We start from the raw sequence: 12,338 nt of genomic DNA, 5'->3' as shown, positions 1-12,338 counted from the left end.
GCCGCCTACCGCACGCCTTTTGCGGCCAGTTCCTTGAGCTTCGGCACGTCTTCCTTGACGATGATGCCCTTGCCGGTGTCGATGTCTGCCGGCAGCAAACCGACGTTCTTGGCGAGATAGGATTCCATCACCGGCATGAAGCCCTGCATGTAGGGCTGCTGGTCGACCTGGACCTGGATATAACCCGCTTCCATCTGTTGCAGGACTTCCGAGACGATATCGAAGCCGCCCATCAGCACCTTGCCCGGCTCGACGCCGCGATCGATCAGCACTTGGGCCACGTAGGCATGCCAAAGGCCGGTGTCGAAATACACCGTGGTGTCCGGGTGGGCAGACAGATAGGCGCCAACTCGATCGGCGACGACGGCGCCATCTGTGCCGGTGTCGAGCCGTTCGATGACTACTTCGCGTCCGCCATTCGCGGCCTTGTATTCCTCAAGGAACTTCATGACACCGGTAGCGCGCTGTTCCGACCAGTTCTGACCGGGCGCGGAGACGCCGACGAGCGCCCTGATCTTGCCTTCCTTGGGGAAGAACTCGGACATCTTCTTGCCGAGTTCGTAGCCGGCGGGAATGAAGCCCTGGCCGACGAAGGCCTGGCGGGCATTGCCGGCTGCACCCTCGGTGTCGTCGACGTTGGACGCGATCACCGTGACGCCGGCAGCGCGGGCGTCGGCGATGATCTGGTCGAAAGCATTGTTGTCGACGATCGAGGTGATCAGCGCGTCCGGTTTTGCCGCGAGCGCCGCCTGCATGTTGGCCGATTGTTGCTCGATCGAGCCTTCGGTCTGCGTGAAGACCATCTGGCAATTGGCCTGGATCTTGGCGCAGGCGTCGTCAAACCCCTTCTTCACCGCCTGCCAGAACGGGTTCGACGCCGACGAATGATGCGTGAAGACGATGTTCATCGGCTCCTGTGCGCGCGAGCCGATTGTCGAGCCTCCAGCCAGTACTGCTCCCAAGGCTGCCGAGATAAGTAGCTTCTTCATGGTTCTCCTCCTCCGTAGAAAGCTGCTTCAGGTTCATTTTCAGAGAGTCGATGCGTCAGTCACCCGTCGAAGCGCCGTGAAGGCGCGATCGATCTCCGGGTTCAGTTCCATGCCGAGGCCCGGTCCGGGAGGCACGGTGATCATGCCGTTCTTCACCTGCGGCAAAGCGGTCACAAGGTCGCGGTACCAGGTCTTGTAAAAGGCCCTGACACTTTCCTGGACAAGCGCGTTCGGCGCATTCAGCGACAGGTGGGTCGATGCGCCGAGCACCACTGGACCGGTGCAGTCGTGTGGCGCGACCGGCAGGTGCCATGCCTCAGCCATGGCAGCGATCTTGCGCGCCTCCGAGAGCCCGCCGCACCAGCTGATATCGAGCATGATGACACCGGCGGCTCCAGTTTCGAGAAGGTCGCGGAAGGCCCAGCGGGAACCGAGCGTCTCCGAAGCCGATATCGGCGCCAGCGAAGCCTCGGCATAGCGTTTCAGGCTGGACAGGCTGTCCATCCTGATCGGATCTTCGTGCCAGAAGGACTTGTAGGGGGCAAGCTCGCGAGCGATCTGCATGGCCGGCAGCAGCTGCCACATTGAATGGAATTCAACCATGATGTCCATCTTGTCGCCGACCGCATTGCGGATTTTCTCGAATGGCGCCAGCGCGGAATTCAAGTCGGGCTGCGATATATACTGGCCGCGCGTTTTCTCGGCGGCCATGTCGAACGGCCAGATCTTCATGGCCGTGATGCCTTCCTCCAATAACGAATGCGCCAGTTCGTCGGCGCGGTGAAGGAAGCCGTTCAGATCATCATAGGCGTCGCCGGGCTTATCGAGCCCGTAGTTGGCCGTCGTCTGGCCCGTGGCCTTCTTGATGTATTCGGGTCCGGCACAGGTGTTGTAGGTCCTGATCTCGTGCCTGGTGAACCCGCCGAGGAGCTGTGCGATCGGCTGACCCGTGGCCTTTCCAAACAGATCCCAAAGCGCGATGTCGAAAGCGGAATTGCCCCTGACTTCCGCGCCCGTCGATCGGAAACCGAGATAGCCGACAAGATCGGCGGCGAGCAGGTCGATCTGCAAGGGGTCGCGACCGATCACGCGCGGCGCGACATATTCGTGCAAATAGGTCTCGACGGTCTCGGCCATGAAGAAGGTCTCGCCCAGTCCCACGAGGTCTTCGTCCGTGTGAACCAGGACCCAGAGAAGGTTCGGCCGCTCCTTGAGCCGCAGCGTTTCCAGTTTCGCGATCTTCATTGTGCCCCCGTCCTCAGGCGATGCCGGCCGCCAGCAGGGCCTTGACGCTCTCGTCAAAATGCCTCGCCATCAGGTCGCGAGCAGACTGGGGATCACCGGTCTCGATAGCTTCGGCGAGCTCGATATGGATCTGGATCATCTCCAACTGCTCGGCATCCGAAGGGCGGCTGCGCCAGCCGATCGGCCAGGTCTGGCGCGATACGCGCTCGAACGCGCCTACGATGAGGCTAAAAACCGGATTCTTTGCCGCCTTGGCGATTTCGAGGTGAAAGGCGAGATCGTGCTCCATGACCTGTTCCGGTCGCTGGAAATTCTCGCGCATGGCAAGCGCGTGCGCCCTGATCCTTTCCACTTCGTCGGCGGTTCTGCGCAAAGCCGCCAGCATGGCGGTGCGGGTCTCGATCGTGCGGCGCACGTCGTAGATTTGCTGCACCGTGATCTGCTCGGTGTGGACGCCATGCTCGATCACCAGCGACATGGCGCCATAGTCCAGCTCGGCGACGGTAGCCCGCCTGCCTGCCCTGAGGTCGATAAGCCGCATCGCGGCGAGCGAGCTGAAGGCCTCGCGCACCACAGTACGCGAGACGCTCAATTGCCTCGAAAGCGCGGCCTCGCTGGGCAGCCGGTCGCCTGGTCCGAGTTCATGCGTGCGGATGTGGCGCGTGATCTCGCCGATCGTATTGCTGACCAGGCTCGCTGCGTCGGAATGTTTTGCGGCTACCACCGTGCTCACGCGATCTCCAGTTCAGAAGGCAAACCTGTATGGCAGGTTTTGCAGATGTGTTGATAGTACTTAGAAAAGCTGTATGTCAAGCTCAAGTCATTGCCGGGAGACCGTCGGCATCGTCGCCCGGAGAGCGGTGATCCCACGCTTGCATATCCGCTGCTCTTGATGCGACAGACGGCGGTCGGCCGGGTGCGGCGCGCCTGCATGATCGGACAGGCAATCATCTCGCTTGGGCAGGCTGGACAGTCTCATCGTGAACCCCGGCGGGCGCCCGACCATGCCGTCGGAAAATATCTCAGCGGACTATTCCCTGATATTTCGATCGACGCACCCCATATGGGTGGACAGAGTGTCACTTGAGGATTTGCCTATGCTGATTTCGCGTTGGGGACGGTTTGCAGTTTTGTTCGCCGGATTGTTCCTGGCATTTTCCATGGTCGCTGTGGATCACGCCGATGCGCGCCGTGGCGGCAGCTTCGGCAGTCGCGGCATGCGCACTTTCCAGCCGGTCCCGCCGACCAGAGTCGCGCCGCAACCGGCCGCACCGGTCGAGCGCTCGATGACGCCTAATGCGGCAACGAACAATGCGGCCCGTCAGCCGCAGGCATTCCAGCGCCCCGGCTTCTTCAACGGCCTCGGCGGATCAATGATGCGGGGGCTGCTTCTCGGCGGTTTGATCGGCGTTCTTCTGGGCCACGGTTTCGGCGGCTTGGCCGGCATGTTGGGTCTTTTGCTCCAAGTACTGCTGATCGGCGGCGTGATCATGCTGGCGATCCGCTTTTTCCGCTCGCAATCGGCATACAACCCAGCGCCCGCTACGGCCGGTGCCTCGCGGGGCATCGGGACCTTTGGGCGAAACGCAGCAGCTGGGCCCGAGCCGAGCAACGCTACAGCTTTCCCCATTCCAGGCATCGGGTCAGGATTTGGCGGAACGAGCCAAGGCAATCCTTCCCAAGCCAGTGCCGATGAGATCGCACTCACGCAAGCCGACCTCGACACGTTCCAGCAACGGCTGACGGAAGTTCAGGAGGCATTCGGGCGCGAAGATCATGCTGCTTTGCGCCGGTTGGCGACGCCCGAGATGGTCTCCTATCTGTCCGAGGAACTTGCCGACAATGCCAAAAAAGGCGTCAGGAACGACGTGTCGGACGTCAACCTATTGGAGGCCGATATTGCGGAAAGTTGGCGGGAGGGTGACCGCGACTACGCGACGGCTGCTTTGCGCTATGAGTCTCGCGACGTAACCCGCGATCGCATCAGCGGCAAGATCGTTGAGGGTCAAGCCGATCGGCCGACGGAGACAATCGAACTGTGGACCTTTGCGCGCCAGAACGGCGCTGAGTGGAAGCTCGCCGCGATCCAGCAGCCTGGCTGATGTGCTGGCCTGATCGAATGGCTGCCAGGAGACTTGTCCAGTTTTGCCAGCTGCGCGCTTGAAGGCCGGTCAGCCGAGGTGAAGCAGCGAGCTCTATCGGCCCAGCGGCAGCTTCGAAGTCGAAAGCAGTTCGGCCTCATCCATCACTCCGGCCGTAATTTGCAATGATGCGACGCGAGCGCTTCATGCTCTATTGGGCTAGATGTCAGCGGCTTTCTGGCCGCGTCTTACGGAACCGTTGGCAACGCGATCGTCGGCAATGTCGATGTGCGCTCCACCACCTTCGTCGCGGCGTTCGGTTAGAGCCCACCCTGCCTCATGTTCGAGGTTTGGAAGCGTCGGCACTGCGCGAGCTTCTTTCAAAAAAATGGTAGGGCCCGCCGCCAAGCGCGAAGCCATCGTGCATCTGCAGGCCACAATGGGAGTGTCGGAGCGGCGGGCCTGTTCCTCTGGCGGCCATCGAGGCGTCGTTAGCCGCACTTTCCGCGCACCCCTGTGCGCCGCCACCAATCTCGCGTAGACATGCCTGCCGGCATCCGGCGCTGCGACGTGAGAACCTCATGCGAATCCTGTTGCCTGTGTTCTTCCTCTGCCTGACCAGCCTGTCGCCCGCCCGAGCCGCGTCGGGCGATTGCGGCGATGCCGCCGCCCTGGTGCAGCAGGCCTATCCCAAGGCCCAAAAGAGCGCCGACGGCGCGTCGTTCACGCTTGTACCCCATACGAGCATCGCCTCAACGCTCCCGGAGAGCGATGCGCCATTCGGCCTGGCCTGCAAGATCTGGCCGGCTCATGACGACCTGCTTTTGGTCGCGGTACCGCTGATCGACAGTGCTAACGGCGACCACCTGCATGTCGGTGACATCGAGCTACTGGTGGTCGATAGAAAGAGCCTGCGGGTGCGCCAGCGCCTGCTCCAGCCTGGACTGATGACCGATGATGCCATCGCGATCCGTAAGGTGGAATTCGACACCGGCCGCTATGCACTGGCCCCTGAGGTCACCGCCTTCGGCCTGCGCATCGAAATGGCAAACCATTCGCAGGCTACTCCCTTCACTGAAACCGACCTGCGGCTCTATACCGTCGCCAGCGATGCGCTGCGCTTGGTGCTCGACGGCCTCGTGGTGGCTGGCCATGGCGGCGAAGGCGATGCCAGTTGCGCTGGATCGTTTCATTCCAGCCAGGTCAGCCTGGCGATGAGCCCGGCGCGCCACCACGGCTATCGAGACATCATTGCGGTCGAGCGGTCGAATACCGACAATCCCTCCCCCGACCAGAATGGCGAATGCCAGTCCCATCCCGGCAAGCCTGTGAAGCGGACCTACCGGCTGCGCTATGGCGGCAGCCGCTACGCGGTTCCCGCGGCACTCAAGGTGATGGGGTTGTGACGCCGCCGCACACGTCCCTGCCTTGGTTCGTCAATGGGATCAATTCCAGTTGAAAGGGTATCGACCGTTAATTCTCTCGTGGTAGGAGCCGCTCAAGGGGGCTCTTCCCAAAGGAGCTGATGATTTGTGGTGGTCAAGATTCAAAAGGGGTTTTGCAGGAACGTGGGACGACAGACTTGACGGGCTATTCTCCGCAAAGGTCGACTACGCCGGAAAATCCATTCTCGATGTTGGCTGCAATATGGGGGTTGTCGCCTATGAGATATCCAAGCTGAAACCCAGTTCGATCCATGGGATCGACATTGCCAAGCCGCATATCGAGACTGCAAAGATGTTGTTGAGCGGCTCCCCGGTACATGCCCGGTTCGATCGCCTGAATCTTGGCAGCCGGCGCCTCGGCAATATCCTTCTACCGAAATACGATATCGTCCTGCTGCTGGCCGTCTATCAGCACATGCAGCGCAACATCGGCCCAGGCAAGGCGCGAAGGGTGCTTTCCAATATTGTGAGGCGCACCTCAAACGTCGTTGCCCGCGTTCCGCCTGGAACGGATGGCGAATTCATCGAAACGCTTTCTGACGAGGGGTTCCAGGTCAAGAGCACTCACACATCGCCCCTTGGTAGTCATGTGCTCGTGCTTGAGAAACCTGCCTTCGGAAATCGACAGCCATAGAGATTTCGCATCGCCAGTGGCAATCTGCCCCACTAACATCCCATGTGTCAGCAGCGGCACAGACCCGCTGCTGGCTGCAACTCAGCGCGTTGGGCGCCGATTCGCCGGGAGAACATCTCGCGGCTGGACTTCGCGCCAATGCCGTTGACGTTGGAGAGTCGCGGCTGCGGTGTTCTCTGCCGCTGCCTTGACAGACAGGATGCCCCCGTTGGCGTAGGTGACGAATTTGGCCGCCATGGCGAGAGCATCGCCGTCCCGCCTCGGGTCAGCGCGCCGCCGGTGTCGAAATTCAGCCATATGCGCTATCAGCTCGCAGGCGCCCGTCCAGCGCTCTGGCTCAGGGCGCCGGGCGAGTGAACAGGGTTCGGAATAGCTCCTCAGCACGCCGCAGTCCTACATCTGTCAGAACCACTGACTTCGCCTTGTTTGCCGGATTCGCGATCAGCCCCTTCTGGTGCAAGCGATCCAGAGCATTCCAATCCAACCCCTTCCAGGCGCGCCTCTCTTCATGCAGCGTCAGCCAAAGCAGGCCCATAACGGCATCGTCGATCTTGTCGGTGTCGATCTCCATGCAAGCAGTTTAACACGCGAAAGCGCCGCTGCCACGATCCACACCGTAGGGTTATTCCTCGCAACGGTTCGACCGAGAATAAATGTTTCACCGAGGCGTCGCATGCGCGACGGTGTCATTTGGGGGGACGAGCCGGGATGGGATCCGAGTTCATCATGGTGGCTAAGCGGCCGTGGCAGCCCTTGCCACTGGCAAATGAAATGCGGATTGGCGAAATCCTCGCCGTCGCTCTGGTTGCGCTGCAGGCGAGCGGCTGACCGTCCAGCGTGCGCGTCATGCTGCCGGCAGCGCGCAGTACCGCGTCACCCCGCCGCGGTGTCCCATTCCATAATGCGACCGAAGCGCGGACACGTTTCGCGGGACGCTTTCTTTTCCGACGTGCTCTCCGACCGAAGTCTCGACCTTGCTAGAGGTGAATTTTTGACCCCTGAGCGGTTATCTCGGAGCGCATTCCGGCCACAACCGACGTTGCGACATCCCTTCACTGATTCACTGTCCGTCTGCGGCAGAATGCGAAATCCGCTGTGAGCGTCGGGGCTTAGCAACAACCGCTCAAGGTCGGTCCGACTTGCAGGGCTGACGTGTTTTCATCGAGCCAAGACTGACTCTGGTACCGTGCCGGGAATGAGCTATAGTTCACATACTAAGACGGCCGGGCGCTTGCACAATGGCTGGACTGGGCGAACAGATTGCGCGTCAGCAGCGCACCATGGGACCGCTCCTGGTGGCGGCAGTGGTCATCGGCCTTATCGGTCTGCCCGTCGCAGCCTGGCTCGACCTCCGAGACCTATCGGAACGGATGCTGCGCAGGCAAGCCAGCGAAATCAGCCGCATCATCGACGAAATGCGCGGATTCTACGGCAGCGACGTCGTGGGACGCGTGCTGCAAGCAAACGGCGCCGTGACTGCGACGCACAACTACCGGGACGTGCCGGGTGCGATCCCTATTCCAGCAACCCTCTCGATTGAACTCGGCAAGCGCATCAGCGTTCACGACGGGTCCGTCAAATATCGGTTCGTCTCGGATCTGCCCTTCAAAGGTCGCGCCCCCCACCAGCTCGATGTATTCGAGCGGAATGCAATCTTGGCTTTGCGCGCCAACCCGAAGGAGCCGATCATCGAAGTCTCGGGTTCACTGTTTGACCGGCAGGTCCGCGCCGCGGCCCCTGTTGTAATGGGACAAGTCTGCGTGACCTGCCATAACTCACACCCGGACAGCCCCAAGACGGATTGGAAGGTAGGGGATGTCCGAGGGATCCAGGAGATATCAGTCAATCAGCCTATCGCTGCGAACATCCTCACTTTCAAGTATCTGCTCGTATATTTCGCCTTCGCGGCGGCGGCGGGCCTGACGTTCATTCTCCTGCAGCGTCGGCAGTCCGCGTTGATTCAGGGCATCAACAAGGAGCTTTCGGAGGCAAACGACTTCCTGGCCGCGATTTCATTGAAGATCGCCAAATACCTTTCGCCTCAAATCTACAAAAGCATCTTCAGCGGCCAGAAGGACGTCACCATCGCGACCGAGCGCAAGAAGCTCACGATCTTTTTCTCCGACGTCAAGGATTTCACCGCGATCGTGGAACGGCTCCAGCCCGAGGACCTGACGCTTCTCCTCAATGAGTACTTCACCGAGATGTCGGCGATCGCCCTCAAACACGGCGGCACTGTGGACAAGTTCATCGGCGACGCGCTTCTTGTGTTCTTCGGCGACCCCGAGACGCAAGGCGTCGAGGAAGACGCGAGAGCCTGCTTGCGCATGGCTGTCGACATGCAGCGTCGGGTGGAGCAGTTGAACAGGGTGTGGCATGACCGCGGAGTTGAACGGCCCTTCCGAGCTCGCATGGGCATCAACACGGGCTATTGCAATGTTGGGAACTTCGGTTCCGACGATCGGATGGACTACACGATCATTGGGGCCGAAGCGAACTTGGCGGCCCGGCTGCAGTCGATTGCCGAGCCCGGCGGCATCTGCCTCAGCTATGAGACTTACGCGCTCGTGCGCGACCTTGTCCGGGCGCGTCCGTTGGCACCGATTGCGATGAAGGGGATTAGCCGGGAGGTTGTCCCCTACGAAGTCGAGGGCCTCCTGGGTGAACTGGCCCAGCGCCCTCAGGTCATCAGCGAGCACACGACTGGCCTCGACTTGTTCCTCGATGTTGAGGCAATCGACGAGAATGGGGTCGAGCGGGCGAAGAAAAGACTTTCGGAGGCGCTCCTAGCCTTATCCATCCGAAGCAAGCCCGCCGCATTTTAGGTTCTTGAGCGTGATCCAATCTGGGACCGTGGCCAGCCACATAAGTCGGGTTCGAAGCCGCCCTCATGCGCCGCCGGTATTGACGCACCCGGCTGGTATCACGAAAAATACGACGAGGCCCGCAAGGACTTGATCATGACTGGTCGTGCCATGCTGCAGACGCCTTTAGCTTGATGTGGTCGCTGACGTCGCCCCCAGGCCGGATGGGGAGCGTTATCGTGGTGTTTACACGCCTCGGTCAGCACCTGAGATCGCGGTCATAAGTCACTGTAACACATTCGCTTTCACACATGGGGCTGGAACTGCGCTTACGTCGCGACAAGTCGTGCGAGAGGAACGCTGACAGGTCTGACGCGTTCCTTTGGTTGCGCAGTCATCGTCTAGCCAGATCCAGCCGCCTTGCCGCTGGCGATAAAATGCGGGTTGGCGAAATCCTCGTCGTCGCTCTGGTTACGCTTGCCGTAGGCGAGCGGCGCACCATCCAGCGTGCGCGTCATTCCGCCGGCAGCGCGTAGCACCGCGTCACCCGCGGCCGTATCCCACTCCATAGTGCGGCCGAAGCGCGGATAGACGTCCGCCTCGGCGCCGGCGACAAGGCAGAATTTCAGCGACGAGCCGACCGAGACGATCTCGGCCGCGCCAAGCGCGCGGATATAGGCGTCGGTCTCCGGCGTGTTGTGGGAGCGGCTGGCAACGACGGTCAGCGGCATCATACCGGCCCTTGCCGAAATCGGTTGGCGATCGACGATCACATAGTTGTCATCAATCTTGATCGTTTCCGCTTTGCCCGGCCGGCCGGAAAAGAAGCGGCCGGTGCAAGGCGCGAAGACAACGCCGATCTCCGGCACGCCATCGCGAACCAGCGCTATGTTGACAGTGAAATCGGTCCTGCGGTTGACGAACTCCTTGGTGCCGTCGAGAGGATCGATCAGGAAGAAGGCGTCACCGAGATCCGGTGCCATGATGCCGGCCGAAGCTTCTTCCTCGGCCACGCACGGAATCTCGGGAAATGCGGCGCGCAGCCCGGCAAGAATAATCTTCTCGCTCTCGCGGTCAGCCTCCGTCACCGGCGAACTGTCCAACTTGCTGTCGACCGCACAGCCGGCACGAAAGACGCGCATCACCTCGCGTCCCGCCGCCAAGGCAAGGTGCTCGAAGACGGCGAGCATTGCTTCGTCGTCAGATACCGCCGCCGCTGTCATATTGGTCTTCGGCAATGTCCCGCTCGTTCAGCCAGTGTTCCAGGGCGTCCACCATCTCCTCGGCCGATCTGCCGAGTGTCTTGAGATGGATTTCGGGCTTTTCCGGCACCTCATAGGGTGAATCGACGCCGGTGAAATTCTTGATCTCGCCGTTCAACGCCCGCGCATAGAGGCCCTTCGGATCGCGCCTGGCACATTCCTCGAAAGGTGTGTCGACAAACACCTCGATGAATTCGCCATCGGCCATCAATTCGCGCGCCATGCGCCGCTCCGCGCTGAACGGCGAAATGAATGACACGATGACGATCAGCCCGGCGTCGGCCATCAGGCGCGCGACTTCGGCAACGCGGCGAATGTTCTCGACACGATCGGCGTCCGTGAAGCCGAGATCGCGGTTGAGTCCGTGACGGACGTTGTCGCCATCCAGAATGTAGGTATGACGGCCGGTGGCGAACAGTTTCTTTTCAAACAGATTGGCGATGGTCGACTTGCCCGAGCCCGAAAGCCCGGTGAACCAGAACACGGCCGGCCGCTGGTTCTTCATATCGGCACGCGCGCGCTTGCCGACATCGAGCGACTGCCAGTGGATGTTTTCGGCGCGGCGCAGCGAATGCAGGATCATGCCGGCACCGACCGTGGCATTGGTGATACGGTCGATCAGAATGAAGGCGCCGGTGGTGCGGTTTTCGGCAAACGGATCGAAGGCGATCGGCGACCGCGTCGAGATGTTGCAGATGCCGACTTCGTTCATTTCAAGCGACTTGGCCGCCTCATGGGCAAAGTCGTTGACGTTGACCCGGTACTTCAGGTCGGTGATGGTGGCACTGGTCTGGTCGGTTTCGGTGCGCAGAATGTAAGAGCGGCCGGGCAGCAGCGCATGTTCGTCGAACCAGACGATGTTTGCGGCGAACTGGTCGGCGACCTGCGGCCGCGCCGCCGGCGATACTAGCATATTGCCGCGCGAGACCTCGACCTCGTCGTCGAGGACAAGGGTGATGGCCTGGCCGGCAATAGCCTGCTGAAGATCGCCGCCATGCGAGACGATGCGCCTGACACGGGAGGACTTGCCGGATTTCGCGACGACCACCTCGTCGCCCGGCGCAACCGATCCGGACGCTATGGTGCCGGCGAAGCCGCGGAAATCGAGGTTGGGACGGTTCACATATTGGACAGGAAACCGGAACGGCAATTCGACCGCGGCCTCGTCGACCGAGACGATTTCGAGATGTTCGATCAGCGTCGGGCCGGAATACCAGTCTGTCCTAACGGAACGGCCCGTAACGTTGTCGCCGTAGCGGGCCGACATCGGGATGGGCACGATCGTCCGGAAACCGAGCTCACGTGAGAACTGCCCGTAATCAGCGACGATCCGTTCAAAAACTGCTTCGTCGAAGCCGACAAGATCGATCTTGTTGACGGCGAGCACAATGTGGCGGATGCCAAGCAGCGAGGCAATGATCGAATGCCGCCTGGTCTGGCGCAGTACGCCCTGGCGGGCATCGATCAGCACGATGGCGAGATCCGCCGTCGATGCACCTGTCGCCATGTTACGCGTGTACTGTTCGTGGCCGGGCGTGTCGGCGACGATGAACTTGCGCATCGGCGTGGCGAAGAAGCGATAGGCGACGTCGATGGTAATGCCTTGCTCGCGCTCGGCCTCGAGGCCGTCGACCAGCAGCGCGAAGTCGACGTCGTCGCCGGTGGTGCCGTGCTTGCGCGAATCGCGCTCGAGTGTGGCTAACTGATCCTCGAAAATCTGCTTGGTATCGGAAAGCAGGCGCCCGATCAGCGTCGACTTGCCGTCGTCGACCGAGCCGCAGGTCAGGAAGCGCAGCAGCGACTTTCGTTCCTGCGCCGCCAGATAGTCGCGGACGCCGTCGGTCGGGGCGAGGCTCTTGGCCATGATGTGGCGCATAC

At 61.2% G+C, this 12,338-nt stretch carries 10 protein-coding genes and 1 pseudogene; 5 read left to right on the top strand and 6 right to left on the bottom strand.

The features are described 5' to 3' along the window. Nucleotides 1-5: 5 nt before the first annotated feature. Genes NKH50_RS23310 through NKH50_RS23300 form a run of 3 tightly spaced genes read right to left on the bottom strand, consistent with a single transcriptional unit; the run spans nt 6 to nt 2,967 of the window. Nucleotides 6-989, bottom strand: a complete 984-nt coding sequence (locus NKH50_RS23310) for a sugar ABC transporter substrate-binding protein (protein WP_352881232.1) — start codon at nt 987-989, stop codon at nt 6-8. A gap of 39 nt (nt 990-1,028) precedes the next feature. After that, nucleotides 1,029-2,234 (bottom strand): mandelate racemase/muconate lactonizing enzyme family protein, encoded by a 1,206-nt coding sequence (locus NKH50_RS23305; protein ID WP_352881230.1) that lies wholly within the window; start codon nt 2,232-2,234, stop codon nt 1,029-1,031. A gap of 13 nt (nt 2,235-2,247) precedes the next feature. Further along, the gene (locus tag NKH50_RS23300; protein WP_502895628.1) at nt 2,248-2,967 is read right to left on the bottom strand and encodes a FadR/GntR family transcriptional regulator; all 720 of its coding nucleotides are present in this window, start codon (nt 2,965-2,967) and stop codon (nt 2,248-2,250) included. Between the two features lie 367 nt (nt 2,968-3,334). Here NKH50_RS23300 and NKH50_RS23295 point away from each other — a divergent pair, with 367 nt between their 5' ends. The 4 genes and pseudogenes from NKH50_RS23295 (at nt 3,335) to NKH50_RS23280 (ending at nt 6,394) form a co-directional block, all read left to right on the top strand. Then, nucleotides 3,335-4,336 (top strand): Tim44 domain-containing protein, encoded by a 1,002-nt coding sequence (locus tag NKH50_RS23295; RefSeq protein WP_352752819.1) that lies wholly within the window; start codon nt 3,335-3,337, stop codon nt 4,334-4,336. 329 nt (nt 4,337-4,665) lie between these two features. Then, nucleotides 4,666-4,781, top strand: a pseudogene (locus NKH50_RS23290) (IS3 family transposase); the annotation flags it as partial. A 115-nt stretch (nt 4,782-4,896) separates the two neighbouring features. Then, nucleotides 4,897-5,721 (top strand): PA3715 family protein, encoded by an 825-nt coding sequence (locus NKH50_RS23285; protein ID WP_352881228.1) that lies wholly within the window; start codon nt 4,897-4,899, stop codon nt 5,719-5,721. Between the two features lie 124 nt (nt 5,722-5,845). After that, a complete protein-coding gene (locus tag NKH50_RS23280; RefSeq protein WP_352752823.1) occupies nt 5,846-6,394 on the top strand; it encodes a class I SAM-dependent methyltransferase in 549 nt (182 codons plus the stop codon). Between the two features lie 337 nt (nt 6,395-6,731). Here NKH50_RS23280 and NKH50_RS23275 read toward each other — a convergent pair whose 3' ends face one another. Next, nucleotides 6,732-6,965, bottom strand: coding sequence for a DUF6429 family protein (locus tag NKH50_RS23275; protein WP_352752825.1), 234 nt, complete (start codon nt 6,963-6,965; stop codon nt 6,732-6,734). 667 nt (nt 6,966-7,632) lie between these two features. Here NKH50_RS23275 and NKH50_RS23270 point away from each other — a divergent pair. Beyond that, complete coding sequence (locus NKH50_RS23270) at nt 7,633-9,219, top strand: adenylate/guanylate cyclase domain-containing protein (protein WP_352881225.1); 1,587 nt, start codon at nt 7,633-7,635, stop codon at nt 9,217-9,219. Between the two features lie 380 nt (nt 9,220-9,599). Here the strand turns inward: NKH50_RS23270 and cysQ are convergent, their stop codons facing one another. Beyond that, on the bottom strand, nt 9,600-10,388 hold the full coding sequence (cysQ, locus tag NKH50_RS23265) for a 3'(2'),5'-bisphosphate nucleotidase CysQ (protein ID WP_352702058.1): 789 nt from the start codon (nt 10,386-10,388) through the stop codon (nt 9,600-9,602). Nucleotides 10,389-10,398: 10 nt separating this feature from the next. After that, a complete protein-coding gene (cysN, locus tag NKH50_RS23260; protein WP_352701490.1) occupies nt 10,399-12,336 on the bottom strand; it encodes a sulfate adenylyltransferase subunit CysN in 1,938 nt (645 codons plus the stop codon). Nucleotides 12,337-12,338 lie beyond the last annotated feature (2 nt).

The sequence above is a fragment of the Mesorhizobium sp. M1027 genome, assembly GCF_040318745.1.
GTDB lineage: Bacteria > Pseudomonadota > Alphaproteobacteria > Rhizobiales > Rhizobiaceae > Mesorhizobium.
The sequence above is the reverse complement of the archived record's forward strand: the minus strand, read 5'-3'. Positions and strand labels throughout refer to the sequence as shown.

What these genes read in the sequence shown, in the direction of transcription:
- NKH50_RS23275 (WP_352752825.1), bottom strand. Translation starts at nt 6,965, where the DNA reads ATGGAGATCGACACCGACAAGATCGACGATGCCGTTATGGGCCTGCTT.
- NKH50_RS23310 (WP_352881232.1), bottom strand. Translation starts at nt 989, where the DNA reads ATGAAGAAGCTACTTATCTCGGCAGCCTTGGGAGCAGTACTGGCTGGA.
- NKH50_RS23285 (WP_352881228.1), top strand. Translation starts at nt 4,897, where the DNA reads ATGCGAATCCTGTTGCCTGTGTTCTTCCTCTGCCTGACCAGCCTGTCG.
- NKH50_RS23270 (WP_352881225.1), top strand. Translation starts at nt 7,633, where the DNA reads ATGGCTGGACTGGGCGAACAGATTGCGCGTCAGCAGCGCACCATGGGA.
- cysQ (WP_352702058.1), bottom strand. Translation starts at nt 10,388, where the DNA reads ATGCTCGCCGTCTTCGAGCACCTTGCCTTGGCGGCGGGACGCGAGGTG.
- NKH50_RS23305 (WP_352881230.1), bottom strand. Translation starts at nt 2,234, where the DNA reads ATGAAGATCGCGAAACTGGAAACGCTGCGGCTCAAGGAGCGGCCGAAC.
- cysN (WP_352701490.1), bottom strand. Translation starts at nt 12,336, where the DNA reads ATGCGCCACATCATGGCCAAGAGCCTCGCCCCGACCGACGGCGTCCGC.